The sequence below is a fragment of the Streptomyces sp. NPDC050743 genome (assembly GCF_044456925.1).
In the GTDB taxonomy this organism is placed as follows: Bacteria; Actinomycetota; Actinomycetes; order Streptomycetales; family Streptomycetaceae; genus Streptomyces.
This window is the reverse complement of sequence record NZ_JBITGJ010000004.1, coordinates 271,016-287,209: the sequence shown is the minus strand read 5'-3', so window position 1 is coordinate 287,209 and position 16,194 is coordinate 271,016. Positions and strand designations below refer to the sequence as shown.

Genomic DNA, 16,194 nt, shown 5'->3' with positions numbered 1-16,194 from the left:
CGAACACCGGTACGTAGCCGTCGCCCGAGCCCGCTACCATGCGCGGCCATGAACGACGACGTGCGCAACATCGTCCTTGGGCTGGTCGCGACCGGGATATCGGCCTCGCTGGGCTGGCTCGCCCGTACGTATCTGTGGCGCCGCAAACTCCGGCGCAAGCAGGCGTTCTTCGGGCTGCCGGACAACTCCGAGTCCCTGCTGGTGGTCAACCGCGACGCGGGCGGGCCGGACCTGACGGTGACGCGGAACGACGTGTTCGCGCTGCTGGAGCTCTCGGCCCTGATCAAGGACTGCCACGCGAACGCCCGGGTCGTCGCGCACGACGGGGCCCAGCAGGGCTTCGGCGAGCGCACCGAGTTCTGCCTCGGCGGCCCGGCCTCCAACCGCCGGATGGCCGCCCATCTCGCCTCGCTGCTGCCGGGGGTCCGGGTGAACACGGACGCCGAACCCGGGCCCGACCGCGGCGCCTTCCGCATCGGCGGCGAGAACTACCGGCTGGAGAAGGGGCAGAGCGAGTACGTGCTGCTCGCCCGGCTCACCATGGGCCGGGACGCCCGCCCGGTGTTCCTCTTCTGCGGCCAGCTAGCCATCACCAACCAGGCCGCCACCCGCTATCTCGCCCGCCACCACGAGCGACTGGCCCGCAAGTACGGCACCGGCTCCTTCGTGCTGCTGCTGAAGGTGGTCAACTCCCAGGCGTACGGCCCGGATGTGGTGGAGCTGGTGGCGGACGTGACGCGGGCGGCCCGCACTCCCCTGCCCGACACGGCGTCCGCCGAGGCCGCCGCTTAGCGGTTCAACAATCTTTACTGGTACGTAACTTACTGACGGGTTACTTGCGGTAAGCGCGCACGGTTACCGTCGGGTCACTTTGCACTGACACAAGTGAAGGAGTGACCCATGGGACACGGTCGCACCGCTCTGCGTACCGCCGCCGCAGGAGCCGTCTCGGCGGCACTCGTCGCCGGCGGCGTCGTCGGCCTGGCGCCCGCCGCTCAGGCCGGCACCCCGAACGTCCGGTTCGTCGACATCACCGGCGACGGCGGCACCGTGCTGAAGGCGAACGTCGTCACGCCCGCGGACGCCGACGGCTCGCACGGCTACCCGCTCATCGTGCTGCCCACGAGCTGGGGCCTGCCCCAGGTGGAGTACCTCGCCCAGGCGCAGAAGCTCGCCGACTCCGGCTATGTGGTGCTCACATACAACGTGCGCGGTTTCTGGCAGTCCGGCGGACAGATAGAAGTGGCCGGTCCGCCGGACATAGCGGACGCCTCCAAGGTCATCGACTGGGCCCTCGCGAACACCCCGGCCGACCCGCGGCACGTGGGCATGGCCGGGGTGTCGTACGGCGCCGGGATCAGCCTGCTCGCCGCCGCGCACGACAAGCGCATCAAGGCCGTTGCCGCGCTCAGCGGCTGGTCGGACCTGATCGACTCGATCTACTCGGGCCGCACCCAGCACGTCCAGGCGGCCGCCGTACTGGACGGCGCGGCCACCCTCACCGGCCGGGAGAGCCCCGAAGTCCGGGACATCTTCGACCACTTCTACGCCTCGGACCTGTCCAGGGAACAGGAGATGATCGACTGGGGGCGGAAACGTTCCGCCGCGACCTATGTCGACCAGCTGAACAAGAACGGCGCGGCCCTCATGCTCGCCAACGCCTGGGGCGACACGGTCTTCCCGGCCAACCAGTACGCCGACTTCTACCAGAAGCTGACCGTGCCCAAGCGGCTCGAACTGCGCCCCGGCGACCACGCGACCGCCGAGCTGACCGGTCTGTTCGGACTGCCCAACGACGTCTGGACGGACACCGAGCGCTGGTTCGACCACTATCTGAAGGGCGCCGACAACGGCATCGACCATGAGCAGCCGGTCCAGTTGAAGTCCCGTAGCGCGGGGGGATACGAGGGCTACCCGGACTGGAAGTCCGTCGAGGCGACACGGCGGAAGTTCGCGCTCACGGGCTCCACCACCATCCACGCGAACGTCGACTCCGGCGCGGACGGCGGGATCGTCTTCCTCTCCAGCATCCTCGACCAGGTCGCCCAGCTGCCGCCCATGGCCTCCATCCCGCTGCTGCCGCGCCGTTGGGCGGCCGTGTGGCAGTCGGAGCGGTACGGCAGCACCCGGAAGGTGCGCGGCACGGCCACCGTGCACACCACGCTCACTCCCACCGCGGAGAGCGGCACCCTCGTCGCCTACCTGTACGACGTGGGACCGCTCGGTATCGGCAAGCTCGTCACGAACGCGCCGTACACCTGGCACGGGCGGACGCCCGGTGAGCCGTTCGACGTCGACCTGGACCTGTTCTCCACGGCCTACGACGTTCCCGCCGGGCACCGCCTCGCGCTGGTGGTCGACACGGTCGATCCGCTGTACATCGAGCACAACCCGTCCGGCGCGCAGCTGACCTTCTCCTCGCCCCCGGACGACCCGTCGTACGTGTCCGTCCCGCTCGGCGAGCAGTGATCTCCGGCTGCCGCCGGACGAGCCTGGCCCGTGTGAACTGCCGCCCCCCTGGGGTCTCGCAGCATGCAGAACGGCACATCTTAGTCGAGGGTCGGCGGCGATGGGCTTCCCGGCCGGAAGGAACTCGTCCGCGCGCAAAGGGGCGTCCACGTGGTGTAGGTGAACTGGCCAGTGCCCAAGGGGAGATACCGGCTCAGTTCTCGGCGATCTCCGCGTACAGCTGGGACAGCTCGGGAACGCCGCTCGCCGCCCAGTCCTGCCCGGCGCCGACGACCTCGACCTCGCGGCCGGAGGTCAGCCGCACGACGGGCTCGCCGTCGGGGCGGATCAGCCAGGCGGCGCCGGGCACGGTGCGCACCACGACCGTGCCCAGATACAGTCCCGCGTCGTTGCCCAGCCAGGGCAGGGTCTCGGCGTCGTCGCGCCAGCGCGGGACGAGCTGGTCCAGGGCCTCCAGGGAGGCCGGGGTGTCGTCGAGGCGGACGCCCGCCCGGGCCGCCTGCGAGCGGAGCAGTTCGCACTCGGACAGCAGCGCGGCGATCCCCTCGGGATCGGCGGGGATCGCCGCCGCACCGCTCTTCTTGTGCCGGTGGCCCAGGAACGGAAGGTTCATGGACTTAAGCCTGGCATCAGACGTCGAGGTCGACCACCACCGGAGCGTGATCGGAGGCGCCCTTGCCCTTGCGCTCCTCACGGTCGACGTAGGAGTCTTTGACGGCCTTGGCGAAGGGGCCGTTGCCGTACACCAGGTCGATGCGCATGCCGCGGTTCTTCGGGAAGCAGAGCTGGCGGTAGTCCCAGTACGTGAACGGGTGGTCGTACTTCAGCGGGCGCGGCACCACGTCGTTCAGGCCGGTCTCGCGCAGGGAGGCGAGGGCGGCGCGCTCGGCGGGGGTGACATGGGTGGAGCCCTCGAAGGCGGCCACGTCGTAGACGTCGTCGTCCGTCGGTGCCACGTTGTAGTCGCCCATGACGGCGAAGGGGCGGCCGCCCTGCGCGTCGCCGTACACGGCCGCCTTCAGGGCCTCGAACCACTGGAGCTTGTAGGCGTAGTGCGGGTGCTCCACCTCGCGGCCGTTCGGCACGTACACCGACCAGACGCGGACCGGGCCGCAGGTCGCCGAGATGGCGCGCGGCTCGGTCACGCCCTCGAAGCCCGGGTCGCCCGGCAGGCCCTTGACGACGTCCTCGATGCCGACGCGGGAGAGCACCGCCACGCCGTTCCACCGGCCGGTCGCGTGGACCGCCGACTCGTAGCCCAGCTCGCGCAGCTGGTCGAACGGGAACTGCTCCTCGGCGACCTTGGCCTCCTGCAGGCACAGCACGTCGGTGCCGCTGCTCTCCAGCCAGGCCAGCAGCCTCGGAAGGCGGGCGGTGATCGAGTTCACGTTCCAGGTAGCGATGCGCATGCCTCACAACCTACCCGGAGCCTGTGACAACGGGCTCAGACCTCCGCGGAGGCCCCGGGCGTCAGCCGCTGGTGGTCCGTGCCGCCCAGGGCGCCGATCTGGCGGTCGTAGATCGGGCGGGCCAGGTCGGTCAGCAGGGCGTCGTGGACGTCGTAGGCGCGCTGCGGCCTGACCTCGCGGACGTAGTCGATGACCTCGGAGATCTTGTTCCACGGGGCCATCACCGGGAGCATCAGCGTCTGAACCGGATGGGCGGGGACGGTGAGGGCGTCGCCGGGGTGGAAGACCTTGCCGCCGTCGATCAGATAGCCGACGTTGGTGATCCGCGGGATGTCCGGGTGGATCACCGCGTGGAGTTCGCCGTGGACCTGTACGTCGAAACCGGCCGCGGTGAAGGTGTCGCCGTGGCCGACGGTGTGCACCCGGCCCGGGAAGGCCGCCGTGATCCGTTCGGCGACGGACCTCAGCGTCCAGATCCGGGCCGCGGGGTTGTTCTCCATGGCGGCCCGGAGCCGGAACTCGTCGAAGTGGTCCGGGTGCTCGTGCGTGATCAGGATGGCGTCGGCGCCGAGCGCGGCGTCCTCCTCGCTGAACCCGCCGGGGTCGATGACGAGCGTCTGACCGTCCTTGTCGAGGCGGACGCAGGCGTGGGACTTCTTCGTGAGCTTCATGACACACCATCCTGCCGAAACGGCGGCCCGCCGTGCGCGAGGCGGCACGGCTCACTCGGCGGGCGTGGTCTCCTCCTGGATGACCTGCCGGGCCACCCGGAACGCGCTGTTCGCGGCGGGCACCCCGCAGTACACGGCGGCCTGCAGCAGCACCTCCTTGATCTCGTCCGGGGTGAGCCCGTTGCGCAGGGCGGCCCGGGTGTGGAAGGCGAGGTCCTCCAGATGGCCGCCCGCGACGAGCGCGGTCAGCGTGACGCAGCTGCGGGTACGGCGGTCCAGGCCCGGCCGGTCCCAGATCTCGCCCCAGGCATAGCGGGTGATGAACTCCTGGAACTCCCCGGAGAACCCGTCGGCCTCGGCCAGCGCCCGGTCCACGTGCGCGTCGCCGAGCACCTCCCGGCGGATCTTGAGCCCGGTCTCGTACCGGTCGGGCTGCCCGGCCGGCTGTGCCGGTACGGCGGCCGGGGCTATCTCGGCGACCGGCGTGACGTGCGGCGCCGCGGCGATGGCGGGGCTGACCGGGGCGGCAGGCAGGGCGGTCTGGCCGGTGTCGTAGGGCTGCTGCCAGGCGGTGGAGAAGTGGTGCACCAGCAGGTCGGTGACGGCCGCAGGCTGCTCGACCGGGACCAGGTGGGAGGCGCCGGGGACGACCGCGAGCCGGGCGTCCGGGATGCCGGCGACCAGGGTGCGGGCCTCGGCGGGCCCGGTGACCTGGTCGTCGGAGCCGACGAGCACGAGCGTCGGCACGCCGACCCGGCCCAGCTCGGTGCGCACGTCGAACGAGGCGAGCGCCTCGCAGGCCGCGATGTAGCAGCCCGGTTCGGTGGTGCGGACCATCTGCACCGCCCACTCGGTGATGGCCGGCTGCGCCGCGGCGAACCCGCCGGTGAACCAGCGGTCCGGCGAGGTCCGGGCGATCGGGTCGAGCCCGTTCGTACGCACGATCACACCGCGCTGGCGGAACTCGTCGGCGGTCCCGAACCGGGGCGAGGCCGCGACCAGCGCCAGCGAGGCGAGCCGCTCGGGGTGGCGCAGGGCCAGCTCGATGCCGATGGCGCCGCCGAGCGCACAGCCCGCGTAGCCGAACCGCTGCACGCCGATCGAGTCCAGCGTGGCCAGCAGCCGGGTGGCCACCTCGGCGACGGACCCGGCGGGATGGGCGGGGGCCCCGCCGTGACCCGGCAGGTCGAACCGCAGGACCCGCCACTGCCTGGTCAGTTCCGGCACCTGGCGGTCCCACATGTGCCATGTGGTACCCAGTGAGGGACCCAAGATCAGGACCGGAGCGTCTTCTGGCCCGTCAAAGCGGTATTGCAGGGTGTTCGGGGGTGTCTCACTCACGCCCCAGACCCTCTCACGTCTCACGAAATCTCACACGGCCAGGTGAACCCAGCGGCTCGTGACCCTCGCGGGGCGGCACGCCCGGCACCGCCGAGACCCTCATGGGTCCACGTACGTGTTCTTCGATGTGCACGCCTGACCGTGGGGACAGCGCGTCCTCCCGGCTCGCACACCCTCCCAATCCCTGCGCCGCACAGCTTCCCACCCTCGGCACGGCTTCCAAACGGTCTGGTTTGCAGCAAAGCGTGTAGTGCCGTCCCCAAGGATCGGCATGACGCACCTGAAAACCTTCCGGGATTCACCGACGAACAGCCCGAACGCCACACGGCGGGCAAGCTCTGCCTTGCCTCGCAGGAGGGGAGACGTTGGCCGTAGCCTGGCCGCCCCTCCCCCTTGCCGTCGCTGGTCCACAGCCAGCAGCGGCTTCCGGGTTCACTCGATTTGACTGCCATACGGCTGGGCAGGTCGCTCAATCGGCAGGCCGCCTGAGTCACGCTTGCCCCTCCGTCGCAGCACCGTGCAGGCCGTCCCACGTTGTGGCGGCTCCGCGGAGGTCCTCCACGTCCGGCTTCACGTACCACTTCTTGGTGGTCTTGACGTTCGTGTGTCCGGCCCACCGGGCAAGGATGTGATCCGGCACGCCTTTGTTGGCGAGGTATGTGAGGCAGGAGGAGCGAGCGTCGTAGAGGCGCACTCTGCGGAGTTCAAGGATCTCCATGAGCCGGTAAGCGCGTCTGCGGAGCTGCTTGATCGTGAAGGCTTCCCCGGTCTCGTGCACCACGACGTATCCGGAATCCGAGTAAGCCTCACCGAGGACGAGCTTCTCCTTGGCTTGGAGAGCCCTGAACGACTTGAGGGCAGCCAGCACCGGTGCCGGCAAAGGAAGATCCCGTTCCCCGGCCAGGGACTTGGTGTCCTTCTCCACAACGTACCGATTCCCCATCATTGTCCGCGTGTTGGCTATGGTGATCGTGGCGGCTTCCAAGTCCACGTCTTCCCATCGGAGTCCGCAGACTTCAGCCGGACGTAGACCCATGAGGGACAGCAAGAGAGCAGCGTAAAGCCGTTCTGTCCGGACACCGTGAATGAACGTCTGAATCTCCTGCACGTTCCACGGCTTCACCTCCTGCTTCTTCTTTCGCTCTTCTTTACGTGCCCTACGTGGGATGGTCACATGTTGGGCTACATTCATGGTTACTAGCCGACGCGTAACGGCTCGATTCAGGGCGTCCTTCAATCGGGCGAGACTCATCTCCACGCTGGTCACTCCAAGCGGAGTACCTGCTTTGTCACCGCGTACCCGCCCATGCTTCAACGCCCAGTGCATCCAATTTTCTACATCTTCCTCGGTGAGTTCTTGAAGCCGGATGCGCCCCAGCCTCCCCCGAACTCGATCGAGGGTAACCCGATAGTTGTAAATAGTGGTTTCTTCCAGATCCTCTGCCTTCATGGCCAGCCACTGATCAAGCCACTCATTTACATTTATCTGGTTGGGCGGTACGAACGTCCCTTCCTCGCGGCGGTTGGTGATGCGCGCGTACTCAGCCTTCGCCTCCTTGAGAGTGGCGAACGTACGAGTCAGCTGTTTGCGCCTCCCGGTGGCAGGGTCGATGCCTACGTCGACTACGAACCGGTAGCGCACCTGTCCCCTGGAGTTGGGTGGAAGCTTCTTGATCGGAACGGACAGGGGGTACTCACTCTCCTTCAAGGGGACCTGCACGAGCAGGGCGCCGGATCATCTGGCTGGCACCAGACCAGTGCCATTCCGTTTCACGGGCTGCTGAGTTCGCTGCAGCTCCGCCGCCAAGCACAGCCGCGCATGCGAACGTCCTCAAGGAACCTCACGATCGCCGGTTTTGCTAACCGGCGATCGTCGTCTATGTTGCGCACCGCATCACGAAGGCGGCATCCGCTTAGGCCCGCCGCCGCCAGGGCCAGCCGACGCGCAACCAGGTGCGCGCCGTCCGTGGCGAGCACCAGCAGACCGTCATCGGTGGGGCGGTCGAGATTCCGGGCAGCGAGTCGCTCGTCCTGATGGCGAGTGCCACTTGCCGTGTTGCGGCGCCAAGACGTGCCGCACGGTATGCGAGGGCGGCACTGACGCCGCGATAGCCGGGTTGCAACAGGTCCTCGCCGAACAGGCCAGCCACGCAAAGGCAGACGTACAGCCCGGCGGAAAGGGTCCCGTAGTCGCCGGCTGTCTGGCTGTACCAGGCGTTCAGACGCGCCGCGGGTATAAAGAGCGGGTGCAGTGAAGCGAGCGGATCGAATAGCGGAGTCAGACAGGCGGACCTCCCCAAGTAGGAGCCCTGCCAGCAAGGCAGTCACACGGGTGCAGGATTCCAAGGCATTTCGCAACCTGGGCCGCAGTGGAGCATCTGCACATCCTGGCCTGGTGTTTTCCGGGACGTTGTACGTTGACATGGTCCGGACGGAGGTATCCAGTCCTGTGGTCCTATTTCTCGTCTGCCGTGAGCGAATGGCCGCCGACAACCAGCAAGTCCTCCTGTCGCGGGCTTGTGAAGCGCACGGGCCCGGCGCCTGCATAATGCAGCCGCACGACCTCGTTGATGAGAACCTGCCACCGCAGTGCCGAAGCGACGCGCCACCCCGCATGGCCCGCCGTCACTTGACTGGTACAGGTCGTGGTCGAGCCCTCACTCGCCTTGAGAGGTGGCGACCGGCTCTCGGTGTGCCCTGGACGGCTGGGTAGGGTCGCGGTACCCGAGCTGGAGAGGTAGTTGCATGGCCCACGATATTGTGATTGCTCAGACGACCAGCGACGACGAGGGGCAGGCGACGATGCTGGCCCGAGGTGCGGTCGAGAGCAAGCTGGCAGCGGGAGTCCACATCGATGCGCCAATCACCGCCTTCTACTGGTGGAAGGGGAAGGTCGAGGCGGCGCGGGAGTGGCGCATCTCGTATATGACTACGACGGACCGTCTTCCCGCGCTAGAAGCGTGGGTGCACGAGAAGCACTCGTACGACGTCCCCCAATGGATCACTCTGCCCGTAACCGGCGGGTCGGAGGCGTACCTGTCCTGGGTCTTCGAGGAGACGGAATCGGACTGAGGAGCCACGGGCCGGGCGTCGGCGACGTTGGTGCCCTGGGCTTGCCGCGTACCACCCGAGGTGGATCAGGATGCGAACCGCCCGAAATGAACGGCAAGTTCGTGCTCGCTGTCAGGGAGCAACGCTGCAATAGCCGCCGCCCGCTCCTTGCCCATGGTGTTGGGCTTGGCCTGTGCCGCCGCAGCGAACTGGCGGGCCACGTAGACGCCTTGGTCGACGTCGCCCCCACGCAGTAGGGCCGACGCCAGATCACCGAGGACTACGACGCCCCCGTCCGGTAACCCGTCTCCGAGGCGGTCGACCGCGGTATCAGCTGTGGACGTGAGCTCGGGGCGCCTCAGCTGGCCGTACACGGACAGGGCCAACGAGTCCATGCGGTATGGGGTCACGAACCTGACCCATGCCTGCTCGCTGGTGTGGTCCGCGAAATCGTAGGCGAAGCGCGCTCGGTCTAACGCCTGGAGCGCCCCCACCTCGTCGCCGGCCGCCGCAGCTTCTTCCGCGTGCCTACCGAGAACCCAGGCGGCAGCAGTAGCGTTACCGTGGCCTCGCACGTCGTTGGCGGCTTGGGAGAGGAACTCCATCTTCGACTTTGGCGTCAAAGCGCCGTAGCTGCTGTAGGTCAGGGCCAGGGCTCGGAGTGGAGGATGCCCGGCAGCCGCCGCGCACTGCGACGTGACCTTGTAGTAGGCGTTGGCTTTGTCGTGCTCCCCCAGGTCCCAGGCCACCCAACCGGCCAGAGCGGCGGTTTCCCCGGCGGCGATGGTGAGAGCGCCTTCGTGTTCGCCTGCACGAGGCAGGGCCGCAGTGATCGCGTCAAGATGCGACTCGACCGTTTTTTGTAGCCGCCGCGCGCTGAGGTTGAGTTCCTGGACGTGCAGTTCAGCGGCTCGGTCGATGAGCGCGGCGGCAGCGGGCGAATCGATCTTGGTCCCCTTGCTGAGGGCGAAGGCGAGGCGCCCCCAGGGCTCGGCGGCCACGCTCACGCCGATAGTGGCGCTACCCAGGAGCGTGCGACGCTTCACGGCGTCTTGGTCCTCCCCGGCATCGGCATGCCCCTTCCTCTTCCGAGCGCGGGCGGCCTTGGCCTCCCGCAGTAGTTCCTCGATAGGGACACCGCAGGCCGCCGCGATGTGGCCGATTGTGTGGTTGGTAGGAATGTTCTCGAAGTTCTCATAACGGCTGATCTCTCGGCGGGTCATGGTGTCCCGGCCGGAGACAGCGTTGATCGCCTCCGCCTGCTCCTCCTGTGTCCGGCCCGCCTCCTGCCGAAGCCGGAGGAGCAGGTCGGCGAACGGGTCTGGCATGAGTGTGACCTCTGTCGGTGGGCGGAATCCAATCATGGCCTCAATTCCCCCCTTCAGTTTCCCCCTTGACATGATTTTCCCCCTCTGGATTCCCCTGGTCGACGGCGTCGCCGCACGGTGCCATAGCCCACATGACCAGGCTCCAAGAGGCGGCCCCGCCCGGCGGGGGCATCCGCAGCTGTGCGGCTACAGCAGGCGCGTCATGCGTCAGGCCGGTTCGGGAAGATGAGGCCGGCGCATGGGCGAGGGCAGAGGTACCGGCGGCATCCCATGCCTGTCAGGCGGCCCTTCTCCCCGACCTTGCGAAGGTCGGGGAGATGCGGCGCATAGCCAGGGCGTTCCTGCGGCGGTGCCGTGTTTCCGAGCCGGTGGCGGGGTTCGTCGTACTGGCCGTTTCGGAGCTGGTCACCAACGCCGTGGTCCACGGTGAGGGCGAAGTCATGCTCCGCATCACGGTGGCCGTCGACGTGGTACGTGTCTCGGTAACCGACCACAACCCGGCGCCCGCTGTGCTCAAGGAAGCCGGACCCGACGGCGAATCGGGGCGCGGGATCCGGCTGGTCGATGCGATCTCAGACGCATGGGAGAGCAACGGCGAGGAGACGTGGTGTGAGTTCCGAGACGCGAGGGCTGCAGCTTGAGCCAGACCTCCAGTTGGTTCCCGACGATGCAAATGGCAAGCCGGGCAGCTCAGTCGCTTCTGTCATACAGGGCGCTCCGAGGGCCGTTCGCTTGCCTTCGCCCAGTAATTCGGTTCGAGCATCTCGCCGGGCCAGGCGGGCTGACGGATCGGGCCACGAGGCCCCATCTGTTCGAAGTACGGTGCCAAGTCGATCACGGGCGTTCCGTCTACAGCGTCGAGATCGGTGACCAACAGGTCCCGTCCTTCGACCTGGAGCAACCGCGGGTAACTGACCGCCAGTTGATTGGGACGCCGGTGGTTGCGGTGGACAAAGGTACCGGTCGGCGGCCAGCCCGGATTTCCGCGGGGGCTGCGCGCGTGGAGCTGGACGTCTTCGGGTCGCGCCAGGTGGAAGCGCCACGTCACCGTCAAGTGGGAGAACTCATCGATGCCCTGGAGGGTTTCCAGGGGGTATGCGTCGTTGAATCGGATGACCGACTCGACCCCACCCTGGTAGTCATCCTGAACGCAGGTGTGGCCGCCAACGACCGTTGCGATCGATTCGACCTCGTACGTCGTCACCGGTACTGGTTCCTCCCCCTTGGAGACGCGGATCCACAAGCTGTCGTACGGGGCCCTGAGCCCGTGTCGCGGTCAGCCTATGTCCCGCAGCATGTTCCGTGCCCGGTGGTCCAGTTCGGTGACGTGGCGACCGACGCGTTGCCGGTCAGGCGGCAGCTCGCTCTGAATGCGGACGATGCCGTCGCGGGCACGACCGGACTGGGCTGGACATCTGTCATGGCCGCGCCCGGCAGGAAGCCCCTCGTGACGCCGACGAGAACGGCCGCTGCCTGGTGCTCGTGCAGTCGCTCACCCAAGAGGGACGAGGGGCCTGGCGGGGTCGAGGACGCCGGCGCCATCACATGGTGTGAGCTGAGATTGGCGGCAAGCTGATGACAAGCAACCGCAGTACGAGGTGCGCCCCGTCCTCGCCTGATGCGGGTAGCGCCCTGATGGCCGGAGCCGTCTCTCACGGCTGCCGATGCAGGATCGACTGGTCGCTCACGGTGCCCGAATCACGCTGGCATAGCACAGCGGAATCCAGTGTCGTTGTCCTTCATCGAGGCAGCGGCAGTGTTCATCAAGGACGGCGCAGCCCGTTCGATCGGGGACGTGAACGCCGAGCCTTTCAGGTGGTACCGCCCGTTGCTGGGCTCCTCTTCGGTGGAGCACCACTCCCAGACGTTGCCGCACATGTCGAAGATGCCGAATGGGCTGACGCCGGACTGGTAACGGGAAACGGGGGTCGTCGCGTCGATGCCGGCCTCGGCCGTATTCGCCTTCGCGGCGGTCGGTTCGTTGCCCCAGGGGTAGATGCGCCCGCGCGCTCCGCGAGCAGCCTTCTCCCACTGCCGAGCGGTCGGCAGAGCTTTGCCTGCCCAGCGGGCGTATGCGGTCGCGTCGTGCCACGTCACCCACACCACGGGGTGGGTGGCCAGGGCGGCGGGGCAGCGGCCGTCAGGCCAGTGCTGGGGTGGCCGGTGATTGGTGGCTTGTACGAACTTCGCGTAGTCCTCGTTGGTCGTCGGGTAGACGTCGATGAAGAACGGCTCCAGCCACACCGCGCGGTTGTCGGGGCCGGAGAGGTAGATGCCCTCCTCGACGAGGGCCATGACCTTCCCGTCGAGCGGGTGCCGGCGGGTCCTCGGGTCCTTTCGCAGCAGTTCCTCGGCGCGCTCATCATGCTCAGCAGCGGCACGTTCGGTCAGGAGCGTGGCGAACCGCTGCTGGACGTCGGGCTCGGCTTGGGCCAGGAGAGTATCCAGGGCTGCCTGGTTGTCGAGTTCGAGTTCGATGGTCTCCGCCCGGCTCTTCCAGCGAGGAATCTGACGGGGGTTGACTCCCACCAGTTCAGCGAACTCCTTCTGTGTTTTCCGCATGGCCTTGCGCAGCAGCTCGGCTTCACGGCCGGTCCACCTAGTCACCCCCGCCATGGTGCTGCTTTACAGCGTCTCGCCGGGGATCGACAGGTACGCCTCCTGGAGCCGCGTCAAGACGGGGTGCTCGACGGGGAGCTGGGTGTCGTCGATCGCGGCCAAGGGGCGGACGCCGATCGAGGTGTTCGTGGCGAAGGCCGCAGCCATGCCTTTCGCCTGTTCCAACGTAACGGTAGCGGTGCGGTGTTCGACTTGCTGCTGGAGCAGGGTCATGGTGACGCCGGGCAGTACAGGGGCGTCGGGCCACACCACGGTGCCTTCCTGGTCGATGAAGGCCACGTTCCAAGTACCGCCCTCGGAGACGAAGCCGTCGCGGCCGACGAACAAGGCGTCGTCGAAGCCCGCTCGCTGGGCCGCGCCCCTGATGTGCAACGCGCCGAAGAGGCCGACGTGCTTCACCTCGGGGAGGTCCCGCTCGTAGACCAGGCTCTGGGCGCGCAGCGGAGCCGGCGGCAGGGCGCCGGCTCCGCGCACGGACACGAGAACGTGCGGTTCGTTGGCGTCGGCCGGATGGCCCAGCTCGACCTTCGGGTCGTAGATCGTGACACGCACGACGCATGGATGGGGCTCTGCCTCCAGGGCCTGACGGACGTACTCGCGCACACGGTCGGTGTCCAAAGCCGCATGCCACACGATCTTGCAGTCCCGTGCGAGGCGTTCCATGTGCAGTGTCAGGCCGCGGATAGTGCCGTCGGAGTCGACGCGCATGGACGTGAAGTGGCCGACGTTTGTGAGCGCCAAGGGAAGCAGGTCGTCTACGGATACGGGCGTTCCATCGAGAGTCACCATGGCGCCCAGCATGTCAGGCCCCTTTGCTCCGGCGGCACCCCAAACAGGGTTACTGACGAGTCAACGTCATCTGAAAGTCATTCCCCAGGCTTCACCGCGAGGTGTTCTCTAGTCACCGCGCAATCACGTCGAGTGATCGGCGAGGTGATCAGCGCGGCGCGATGTCACGACGCCGCATGCCGCGCTCCCGTGTGCCACCCGCCTGGAAGGACACGGTTGCGCCCGACACCAGGCGTCTCACCGACCACGGCCAAGCCGAGTTGGCCTCATGCGAACAGGAGTTGTCTCATGCGTCGTCGGCTGACTTTCCGCCGGGACGCCAGCCAGCGCGTTGGCCCGAGCGGACAGGGCGCTGTCGGTGCCGAACCAGGCCCTGACCGCGATCGGTCGATGGCCGCAGCGGAGACGGTGGCGCTCGTGCTGGACGAGGAGTCGCCGCTGCCGGAGAGCGCCGCCGACGTGGAGGAACTCGCCTGCCGCCTTCGCGGTCACGTCAGCCAGCTCGGGCTGGTTGTGCCCCCGGAAGCACCCGTACTGCGCCGCGCGCAGCAACTCGCGTCGGCGGGAATCCCCGAGGGCTACATGCCCAGCAGGGTCCATCTGGTCAGGCTGGCCGAGGCAACCCAAGACCTTATCGCTGCCGTGCAGGCCCACGACGTGGCCCCTGCGAAGCCGGTCCAGAGACGGCGCTGGTGGAAGCCGCCGATCAACGTGCTGCGCGGCGCGATCTTCGCTCTCGCCCTCGCCCGCGTGGTTTTGGCCGCGTCGGTGCCCCGGACATGACCGCCGCCGGGGCAGTTCTGATCGCGCTGATTCTCGGTCCCATGGCGTGGCTGGCTCTTCGTGGTGATCGAGTAAGCGGCCGCATCGCTCCACGGGAGCTCGACCCCACGCAGCACACACCAGACCTGCGCAGACCTGACGCCGGAGCCCGCGTAGCCACCCCCACCCTGACGAGGATTCCCATGCCTGACAGCGCCCTTGCGGCAGGGCCAGCCGCCACCGGCCACCGCCGACGGCGGCCTCAGATCGACGCGTTCACGCTGCACCGTGTCCACCGCGCCGTCGCACTGCCCCTAGTGTTCCTTGCCGCACTGCTTGGTGCCGCCTTCATCCTCTGGTCGGTGTCCGCAGTGGGCCCCGGCTGGCTCCTCGCCGGCCTGGTCTGCGGACTGGCGGGGGTCGCCACGCTGGCGGCTCGCGGAGCGCGAACGGCTGCAGGGGCCGTGCAGACGGCTGCGGAGCATGCCCAGGCAGCGGCACTGGCAGCGATCGCAGGAGCAGCGGCGGCCGTCGAAAAGTCGGTGCAGTGGTCGGCAGACGAGCTGTGCCGCGGGGGACGGCCGCCGCTGCCGGACCTGCAGGTGCCACCATCGGCCAGTCCGAACGTCGAGATCAACAAGGCGTTGAGTGCCCTCCAGGTGCAGGCCATCGCGTCGCTGATACGGGTGCACGACGAGTCCCAGTCCGTCGTACTCCTGGAAGTGCTGCGTCGCCTGGCCATGCGCGAGCACGCGCTGGTCGGCAAGGCGCTTGAGGCACTGAGCCAGCTGGAGATGCTGACCGACGACCCGGAGCTGCTCGCCAAGATCTTCGAGATCGATCACCTCGTGACGCGGATGCGTCGCCAGGTCGAGAGCACGGCGGTGCTGGGCGGGCAGTCCCTGCGCAGCGTGCGTCGGCCCGTTCCCGTCAAGAGCGTGCTGCGCGGCGCCGTCTCCGAGGTCGTGCAGTATCCGCGGGTGGCGGTTGCGGCGGGGTCCGTGGGCGCGGAGCTGGGCCTTCCCGGCCATGTGGGTCCGGACCTGACGCACCTGCTGGCTGAGCTGATCGAGAACGCCTGTGAGTGTTCCGATCCGGCTACGAAGGTGATGGTGCGTGCGCAGCGGGTGGCGAACGGGTTGGCGGTCGAGGTCGAGGACCGGGCCATCCCCATGCATCCGCAGACGCGGGCGCAGATGAACCACCTGCTCCAGGCCCCCGAAGAGGTCGACGTCAGCGGCCAGGTGCGAGCGGGGCAGCTCGGCTTGCTGGTCGCCGCGAAGATCGCCCAGTCGCACGGGCTGTCCGTTCTCCTGCAGGAGAACGTGACGGGAGGCACCACCGCCCTGGTGGTCATCCCGGCACGGCTCCTAGTAGCGATTCCCTCCGTCGACGATGCGAGCGCGCTGCCCCAGGACGCCCGCCCCTTGGCGCCGCAACCGCAGCAGGTTGCCGCGACTCCAGCCACTCCGAGGCCGGGGCAGGTCCCACACCCCGGTACCGCAGGGGCTCCGGAACCCGCACGGGCAGGTCACTCTGCTGATGCGCCCGCCCTTCCCACGCGTAGACGCCAGGCCGGCACGTTCCATCCGCCACACGAGCGGGAGCAAGCCCCCGTGATCGCGGCGACGCCAGGGCTCGCAGCCGCCTTCCGCACCGGCATCCAGACCGGCGGGCAAGCCGGTTCTCCCACCGCTTCGACAGAGCACCCCAGGCCCTGAACCTCGTCCCTCCACGTTCCCGGTGGCCGTTACA

At 68.1% G+C, this 16,194-nt stretch carries 15 protein-coding genes; 6 read left to right on the top strand and 9 right to left on the bottom strand.

The features are described 5' to 3' along the window. The first annotated feature begins 48 nt into the window (after window positions 1-48). Window positions 49-792 (top strand): hypothetical protein, encoded by a 744-nt coding sequence (locus ACIBJF_RS07230; RefSeq protein WP_399172697.1) that lies wholly within the window; start codon window positions 49-51, stop codon window positions 790-792. A 108-nt stretch (window positions 793-900) separates the two neighbouring features. After that, window positions 901-2,469: an alpha/beta fold hydrolase gene (locus ACIBJF_RS07225; protein ID WP_399172695.1), complete on the top strand. Its 1,569-nt coding sequence runs from the start codon at window positions 901-903 to the stop codon at window positions 2,467-2,469. 193 nt (window positions 2,470-2,662) lie between these two features. On the opposite strand, the gene ACIBJF_RS07220 is transcribed toward ACIBJF_RS07225, so the two are convergent. The 5 genes from ACIBJF_RS07220 to ACIBJF_RS07200 form a co-directional block, all read right to left on the bottom strand. Continuing rightward, on the bottom strand, window positions 2,663-3,082 hold the full coding sequence (locus tag ACIBJF_RS07220) for a DUF6278 family protein (RefSeq protein WP_399172693.1): 420 nt from the start codon (window positions 3,080-3,082) through the stop codon (window positions 2,663-2,665). Between the two features lie 16 nt (window positions 3,083-3,098). Beyond that, window positions 3,099-3,878 carry an exodeoxyribonuclease III gene (locus ACIBJF_RS07215; RefSeq protein WP_399172692.1) on the bottom strand — a complete coding sequence of 260 codons (780 nt, stop codon included), beginning with the start codon at window positions 3,876-3,878 and terminating at the stop codon, window positions 3,099-3,101. Between the two features lie 35 nt (window positions 3,879-3,913). Further along, window positions 3,914-4,549: an MBL fold metallo-hydrolase gene (locus tag ACIBJF_RS07210; protein WP_399172691.1), complete on the bottom strand. Its 636-nt coding sequence runs from the start codon at window positions 4,547-4,549 to the stop codon at window positions 3,914-3,916. A gap of 51 nt (window positions 4,550-4,600) precedes the next feature. Further along, window positions 4,601-5,890, bottom strand: coding sequence for a 4-carboxymuconolactone decarboxylase (gene pcaC / locus ACIBJF_RS07205; protein ID WP_399172690.1), 1,290 nt, complete (start codon window positions 5,888-5,890; stop codon window positions 4,601-4,603). Between the two features lie 490 nt (window positions 5,891-6,380). Next, window positions 6,381-7,598 (bottom strand): tyrosine-type recombinase/integrase, encoded by a 1,218-nt coding sequence (locus tag ACIBJF_RS07200; protein WP_236580138.1) that lies wholly within the window; start codon window positions 7,596-7,598, stop codon window positions 6,381-6,383. Between the two features lie 1,037 nt (window positions 7,599-8,635). Between ACIBJF_RS07200 and cutA the strand changes: the two genes are divergently transcribed. Continuing rightward, entirely contained in the window at window positions 8,636-8,962 is a 327-nt protein-coding gene (gene cutA, locus ACIBJF_RS07195) for a divalent-cation tolerance protein CutA (RefSeq protein WP_006143010.1), read from the top strand. Between the two features lie 65 nt (window positions 8,963-9,027). On the opposite strand, the gene ACIBJF_RS07190 is transcribed toward cutA, so the two are convergent. Beyond that, the gene (locus ACIBJF_RS07190) at window positions 9,028-10,269 is read right to left on the bottom strand and encodes a helix-turn-helix transcriptional regulator (protein WP_399172688.1); all 1,242 of its coding nucleotides are present in this window, start codon (window positions 10,267-10,269) and stop codon (window positions 9,028-9,030) included. A 131-nt stretch (window positions 10,270-10,400) separates the two neighbouring features. Between ACIBJF_RS07190 and ACIBJF_RS07185 the strand changes: the two genes are divergently transcribed. Beyond that, window positions 10,401-10,910, top strand: coding sequence for an ATP-binding protein (locus ACIBJF_RS07185; RefSeq protein ID WP_399172687.1), 510 nt, complete (start codon window positions 10,401-10,403; stop codon window positions 10,908-10,910). A gap of 62 nt (window positions 10,911-10,972) precedes the next feature. On the opposite strand, the gene ACIBJF_RS07180 is transcribed toward ACIBJF_RS07185, so the two are convergent. The 3 genes from ACIBJF_RS07180 to ACIBJF_RS07170 all read right to left on the bottom strand — a co-directional run bounded on the left by ACIBJF_RS07180 (window position 10,973) and on the right by ACIBJF_RS07170 (window position 13,689). Then, a complete protein-coding gene (locus ACIBJF_RS07180) occupies window positions 10,973-11,473 on the bottom strand; it encodes an SAM-dependent methyltransferase (RefSeq protein ID WP_360964827.1) in 501 nt (166 codons plus the stop codon). A gap of 494 nt (window positions 11,474-11,967) precedes the next feature. After that, window positions 11,968-12,885 (bottom strand): SUMF1/EgtB/PvdO family nonheme iron enzyme, encoded by a 918-nt coding sequence (locus ACIBJF_RS07175; RefSeq protein WP_399172685.1) that lies wholly within the window; start codon window positions 12,883-12,885, stop codon window positions 11,968-11,970. Between the two features lie 9 nt (window positions 12,886-12,894). After that, the gene (locus ACIBJF_RS07170) at window positions 12,895-13,689 is read right to left on the bottom strand and encodes an aminotransferase class IV family protein (RefSeq protein ID WP_360964833.1); all 795 of its coding nucleotides are present in this window, start codon (window positions 13,687-13,689) and stop codon (window positions 12,895-12,897) included. A gap of 378 nt (window positions 13,690-14,067) precedes the next feature. Here ACIBJF_RS07170 and ACIBJF_RS07165 point away from each other — a divergent pair, with 378 nt between their 5' ends. Beyond that, window positions 14,068-14,460: a DUF6415 family natural product biosynthesis protein gene (locus ACIBJF_RS07165; RefSeq protein WP_399172684.1), complete on the top strand. Its 393-nt coding sequence runs from the start codon at window positions 14,068-14,070 to the stop codon at window positions 14,458-14,460. 182 nt (window positions 14,461-14,642) lie between these two features. Next, window positions 14,643-16,160: an ATP-binding protein gene (locus ACIBJF_RS07160; RefSeq protein ID WP_399172756.1), complete on the top strand. Its 1,518-nt coding sequence runs from the start codon at window positions 14,643-14,645 to the stop codon at window positions 16,158-16,160. The last annotated feature ends 34 nt before the right edge of the window (window positions 16,161-16,194 follow it).